Here is a 6,087-nt window from a genome sequence, read left to right as displayed (position 1 = left end):
GGATTTTGGGAAACAGCCCCTGGCGCAATGCGCCGGGGGCTGCTGCTATTGTTTGGTTTTGATGATCCACCACACCGAACGCGGCAAGAGTTGGCCGCTGATGGGGTGTATGTCGGTCAGGTCGGCGAAAGCCGTCCAACCGCGAGGGGGACGGTAGCCGCGCACGTCACCATCGCCATGCCAACGGCGGGCGCGCACCGTGCCGGGGGCATAGGTCGCCGCCATGCGCGGGCGAGTGGTCGGGTTCTGGCTGTTCATGGGGAAAGCTCCTGGCCTGCCGAAGCGCCCCGAACAGTGCCGGAGCGCTTGGCGGTGGCAAAGGTCATGCGGCGAGCGCGTGGGCTTCCGCTTCGTCGGTAGCATCTTCTGCCGCATCCACGTGCTGCGTGTCTTCCTGCGGCTCCGTGTCGTGTCCGCTTCTGAACACGGCGGGCATCCAGCCGGTGCCATCAGCCAGCCGTTCGGCCTCGCTGGCAATGTCGCCCTTCTTCAACTTTGCCAACCGGGTAACGTGCGACGGCGCGAACTCGCCCACGGCTTCCAGAATCACCGCCTTGGAAACGTGCTTGAAGTAGCCTTCGGCAGTCGGCTTCCACCATGCGGCCATGTCCAGCCCCACGGCCTGCGCCAGTTCCGCGCCCGGTTGCTGCACCGTGGCGCGGGGCGTTACCACGTCTACCGTCGCCGCCACGCATACCGCCAGCAGCCGCACCAGTTCGTCTTGTTCCATCGCCAGCAGCGCGGCGAACAGTTCGGCGCTGTCCTGCGGCAACGCCTCGCCCGCGACCTGCTGCAACTCGCGAAGGGCGACAGCGGCGGGCGACTCGGGCCAGTCGGGGGCCATGCCTTCCAGCCGATCTTGCACGGTCAGCCGCACGCCCAGCGGCAAGTCGTGGCTGTAGTGACTGTCCTGCAAGACGGTCTGCACCATGCCATGCACCAGCGCGGCCAGCGCGACTTGCGGATGCCGGGCGACTTCGATTTGCAGCGCGGCGGTGCGGTGCGCGCTCAAGCGCTGCGCCAGCCGGTCGGACAGGCTCGCGGCCTTGGGCTGTTCGGCGTCCTCGCCTTCGTCGTCGTTCCCGGCGTCACCTTCCGCGCTGCCGAACCCCTGCCGCAAGCGTTCCAGCGTGCGCAGCGCCTTGGCTTCGGCCTCGCGCAGCAGCCCGCGATGAATCACGGCCTCGCCGCTGCGGTCGAGCGTGACGATGGCACCGGCCACGGCGCGCACGTCCGGGGCGTAGCCTTGCAAGGCTTCCTCCACGGCTTGTAGTTCCCCGGCGACCTGTTCGCGGCGCGGTTCCAGCGCTTCGGTCTTGTCCTCGTCCTCGGCGTCGTAGGCTTCTTCCAGTTCGGCGTTGATCTTGTCGAGGCGGGTTTGCAGCGAGGCGATGCGGCGGGCTTCGCGGGCGTTCGGTTCGCGGCGCTGGAGTGGCGCGTTCTGGAACGCCTGCCGCTCGGCGTAGCTCACGTGCGGCACGGCTTCCACCCACGCCCAACCCTCGGCGCGCACGTCCCCGGCCAACGCATCCAGCTTGCCGCGCACCAGCGTTTCCAGCAGCGCGGCGTCGGTCAGGTAGGTTCCGGCATCGCCTTCCGCGAACAGGTCGCGGCGGATGCCCCCGCCTGCCGTGGTGTAGGCGTCCATCCCGATGAAATGCACCAGCGGATGCGTGGCGTCGATTTCGCGTTCGGTCAGGCGTTCGCGCAGCGCGGACGCGCCACGCTGCCATTCGGGCGCACCGTAGAACGCGCTTTCCTGCGCGGCGTGGTCGTCGGTGATGGTCAGGGCCATCAACTGTTCTAGCGTGACGGCTCCGGCCCGGTAGTCGGCCATCAGGCGCGGCGAGACGTTGGCCAGCTTCAAACGGCGCTGCACCACCAGCGGGGTCACGCCGAAGTCGGCGGCAATGTCTTCCACCGGGCGGCCTTCGGTCACCAGCGCGGCGAACGCCTCGAACTGGTCGGCGGGGTGCATGGCCTCGCGCAGCACGTTCTCGGCCAAGCTCACGGTACGCGCCGAAGCATCGGGCACCAGCAAGCACGGCACTTCGTAGTCGGCGGCGATGCGCTTTTTCTTCGCCAGCAGCTTCAACGCGGTCAGGCGGCGGTCGCCGGCCACCACTTCGTATTGCTCGCCATCGGCGGCGAGGATGACGACGAGGTTTTGCAGCAGGCCGATGCGAGAAATGCTCGCGGCCAGTTCGGGGATGGACAGGCGCGGGGTCGTGCGCGCGTTGCGTTTGGAGCGGCGCGATAGCAACTGCGAGAGAGGAACCAGAATCAGGTTCTTGGTCGGGTCGGCCACTTCCAGCGGGGCGGCGGTTGCGATAGCGCGGGCTTCGGTATGGGTAACGGCATTCATGGTGATAACTCCTTGCGATTGGGGATGCAGCGTTGAGAAGAAGCGGCAAGGGCTGCTGCCTGCCCCTGCCGCATGGGGATTCAGGCTTTCAACTGCCGCATGCCATCGGCCAGCAGCCAAAGCGCGCGGTTGAGGCGAATGTTTTGGTCGATGCCCTGCACCGGACGGGTCTGCTGGCGGCGTCCGTTGGCGCTGCGCCCACGCAGGCCGCCTTGGGTCAGGTTTTCTTGCGTGCGGTTGAACACGCTCCACAAGTCCGGGCGGCGGTCGTCGAAGCGGCGCGGCATCAGGATTTGCGATTCCGTGATGGGCACGGGTTTGTCGGGGTCGTCGTACTTGAGCGCCAGTGCGGCACGGGCGAACACTTCTGATTCGCCATCGTTCAAGGTGATGGCGTGCATGGCATCGCGGGATTCCTTCACCCGGTCGAAACCGCTCAACACTTCGTAAGCGCCTTCGATGACGTGTGCGGCCACGTCGCCTTTGTGGGGCACGCGCACGTCCGCCACCGTATCGCCGCAGACAAGGCCATTGCTGCAAACGAACCGGAACATCCCGGCCAGCATCTGATAGCTGCTCGTGCCGTCGTGGGAGTTCAGCAGCACGATTTCATTGGCTTCCGCGCCGTTAATTTGGCTGGCATGGCGCAAGCGCAGCATGTGTTTGGTGTAGTCGCGGCGGTCGTCGTGGCGCACGCGGGTTTGTGCCGCCATGAAAGGTTCAAATCCTTCCTTGCGCAGTTCCGCCAGCACGGCGGCGGTCGGGATGTAGGCGTACCGTTCGGAGCGGCTTTCGTGCGGGGCATCCGCGAAGATGGACGGGGCCACGCGGCGGATTTGGTCGTCGGACAGCGGGGAATCGCTGCGCAGCGTCGGGGAATGGGAAGCGAAACGGGATGCGAGTTGCATGGTCTTTCTCCAAGAGTTACTGCTGTGGTTTCAAAGCTGACCGGATTCCAAGATTCGGAGCCCGTTGTGGCTTCGGTTGGTTCGGCGCAGAGACCTGGGCCGGTCCCTGTTTGCCGCCGTCTTTCCTGAGTTCATCGCCCGCGAAAAACCGGGCCAGCGAGGGACTGGCCGTCAAGGAAGAAGCGCAGGGTTGGTGCGGCCCGCAGCGCAGCGAGGACTCGGCCCTGCGCGCCTTGACGGCCAGGCACCGCGGGCTACGGTCGCGGGAAAAAGCGATGAACTTGGGGAAAGAGGAACAGCGGCCAATGGGCCAGGGGATGCGCTGAACCCAACGCCGCGCGGCGAGCGCCCCTGCGTGCCAAGGGCACGCCTGGCTGTGTGGCTGTTTGGCCGATCAGGTACAACCTGTTCGGCTGCATTCGAGGGGCGCCAAGCATGCGCGGCGGGGATGGGCTGACTGCCGATCCCCTGGAGGCAAGCTTGGCGCGCAGGCCCGTGGGGCCGAAGGCGTCAGCGATGGAAGCCGGAGGGGCTAGACGCCATTGGCGGCTGGATGCGCAGCACGAGAGCGCGACCGGCCATGCATTCGTGGCCGGAGGACGCAATACCGTCGAGCCAAGCGTCCATGTCGCATGCTTTCCAACGGCTCGCCACCTTGCCGCTCCGAGATGCCTGTTCAGGACCTTGCTTCGGTGTGCTGCCCTGCCGTCCTGCCCTTGTTCTCGTTGCGAAGAACGACGCTACATGAGAGAATGCACAGGTTTTCTAGTTGCCGACAACAAGAATGCCTACAGTCACTGCCATTCACTACACTCAGGATCAGATGCGCACCCTCACGGGCGTATCGGTGGAGACGGTGCGGCATTGGCGAAAGAACATCCCGTACCTAGCTTCCAAGACCGGAAAGGCGGCGCGTTTCAGCTTCGCCGATCTATTGGGCTTGGCAATCACCAATGAACTGGTAGCTTCGCTGGGTGTGCATATCGGCACCGTCAGCGCTGGCGTCGACGCGCTGTTCAGGCTGCTGGCGGACGCCAGCGCGCCAATGCTGGAAGGCAGTGTCGCCTTGGTGACTCCAACGTCGGCGAGTCTGCACGAATCGAGCGCCTGGGGTGTTGGGGCTGCTCCTGTCAACCCGACGCTTGCTATTCCTCTCAACCCGTTGATCGCACGGCTTCAGCAGCATATGTTGCCTGTCATGCCGGCTTCCAGCCAAGCGGCATTGCCATTTCCGCCTGAAGCCGTCCGGAGCAGGGCGTGACCAGTTCGACTCTAGAGGAAGTCTTGGCTGCGACCGGCTTCCTGCCGGACGGCGAGCCCGCAGCGGGACTCCGATTAGGGGCCGATGCGCAATCTGCACGACGCGGTCGTGCGTTTGCGCCGGACGCGCTGTGGCGTAGCGCGTCATCGTTGACTGTGTACTTCAAATTCGAACAGAGCGAGCCTTCGGAAGATCTAGTCAGCCAGTGGCGACGAGAGGTATGGAACGAAGGATTTGCGCCGCTGCTGTGGGTCATTTCTCCGCAACGCATTGACCTATACAACGGTTTCGGTACGCCTGTGAAGGATGGCGATGCGCAAAAGCATTTGATTGGTCGCTTCGAAAACATCGAGAACTCGCTTCAACAGTTGGACGATCTGGCTGGCCGATTGGCGATCGAGACGGGTCAATTCTGGACCCAAGTCCCAGCTGTCGATCGTAAGACGAGTGTGGATCAGAAGCTCCTAGGCGACCTTGCTTTTCTCGAGAGCGATCTTGTCGGTGGCAATCTGGCACGCAGTGCAGCTCAGGCTCTGATCGGAAGGGTGATCTTTACCCAGTACCTGATCGATCGAGAAATTGTCAGCACGGGACGACTAAAAAAGGTGTGTGGGTATACGGCCCTGCCGGCGATCCTTCGGGATAGGCCCGCGACCGCGCTGCTGTTTGCGTGGTTAGCCAAGACCTTCAACGGCGACATGTTCCCTCCTTCGTCGGTGAAGACCACACCGGCCACTCATCATTTGAAACGCGTCGCTGAGTTTCTAGAAGCGGTTGATCCTCAGAGCGGCCAACTCAGTTTCTTTCCCTATCAGTTCGACGTAATTCCTGTTGAGCTGATTAGCTCAATCTATGAGCAGTTCGCACATGCCGAGCCAAATGCCGTAGGACAACGCACCGAGGCATTACGGAACGGTGTTCACTACACACGGTTATCCGTTGTTTCTTTGGTTCTAGACGAGGTGATGGATGGACTGTCGGGTCAGGAGTCCGTCCTCGATTTGACTTGCGGCTCCGGTGTTTTTCTGGTTGAGGCGTTGCGGCGTCTGGTCTATCTGCGTACTCAGGGACAACCGCCTACGCGGGACGTAATCCGCTCAACCCTGTATGGGCAAGTCTATGGGGTGGATATCAGCGAAGCTGCCGTTCGCGTAGCCGCATTCAGCCTTTACTTGGCTGCGCTTGAACTGGACCCAGATCCACAGCCGCCGCAGTCACTGAAGTTTCGGCCGTTGATCGGTAAAACATTGCTCATTGGCGATGCTCGGAGCGTCGAGCATCTTGCAGATGGCAAGGCCGCATTGACGACGCCCTCTGGCCTAAAGCAGTTCGATCTGATCGTAGGCAATCCGCCTTGGAGCTTCAAGGGGCAGGCGGGAACCGAAGCGCGACGCCGGACTAGGACTGCAGGCGTTCCTGCGCAACCACGGGGTGAGGGTTTGGACTTCGTGTTGCGGGCGGCAGAGTTCTCGCATGATCGAACACGTTTTGGCGTCATTCTTAGCGCGACACCATTTTTTAGTCGCAGCGGTACAGGTATGGCGGCGGGGGCG

Annotated in this window: 5 protein-coding genes; 2 read left to right on the top strand and 3 right to left on the bottom strand. The window is 63.3% G+C overall.

The genetic code is table 11. The annotated features are described in order from the left end of the window. Window positions 1–45: 45 nt before the first annotated feature. From HU729_RS24615 to HU729_RS24605, 3 genes are all read right to left on the bottom strand, one after another. Window positions 46–258 carry a hypothetical protein gene (locus HU729_RS24615; protein ID WP_186711829.1) on the bottom strand — a complete coding sequence of 71 codons (213 nt, stop codon included), beginning with the start codon at window positions 256–258 and terminating at the stop codon, window positions 46–48. 64 nt (window positions 259–322) lie between these two features. Beyond that, window positions 323–2,365, bottom strand: coding sequence for a ParB/RepB/Spo0J family partition protein (locus HU729_RS24610; RefSeq protein WP_186711828.1), 2,043 nt, complete (start codon window positions 2,363–2,365; stop codon window positions 323–325). 80 nt (window positions 2,366–2,445) lie between these two features. Continuing rightward, entirely contained in the window at window positions 2,446–3,273 is an 828-nt protein-coding gene (locus HU729_RS24605; protein ID WP_186711827.1) for a DUF932 domain-containing protein, read from the bottom strand. Between the two features lie 823 nt (window positions 3,274–4,096). Between HU729_RS24605 and HU729_RS24600 the strand changes: the two genes are divergently transcribed. Together HU729_RS24600 and HU729_RS24595 are read left to right on the top strand one after the other, a co-directional pair. Next, on the top strand, window positions 4,097–4,534 hold the full coding sequence (locus HU729_RS24600; RefSeq protein WP_238348439.1) for a hypothetical protein: 438 nt from the start codon (window positions 4,097–4,099) through the stop codon (window positions 4,532–4,534). Continuing rightward, on the top strand, window positions 4,531–6,087 hold a 1,557-nt coding region (locus HU729_RS24595), incomplete at its 3' end, for an N-6 DNA methylase (protein ID WP_186711825.1). The genes HU729_RS24600 and HU729_RS24595, both read left to right, overlap by 4 nt.

The sequence above is a fragment of the Pseudomonas sp. RW10S2 genome, from assembly GCF_014268985.1.
In the GTDB taxonomy this organism is placed as follows: Bacteria; Pseudomonadota; Gammaproteobacteria; order Pseudomonadales; family Pseudomonadaceae; genus Aquipseudomonas; species Aquipseudomonas wayambapalatensis.
This window is presented reverse-complemented; position numbering and strand designations above follow the sequence as displayed.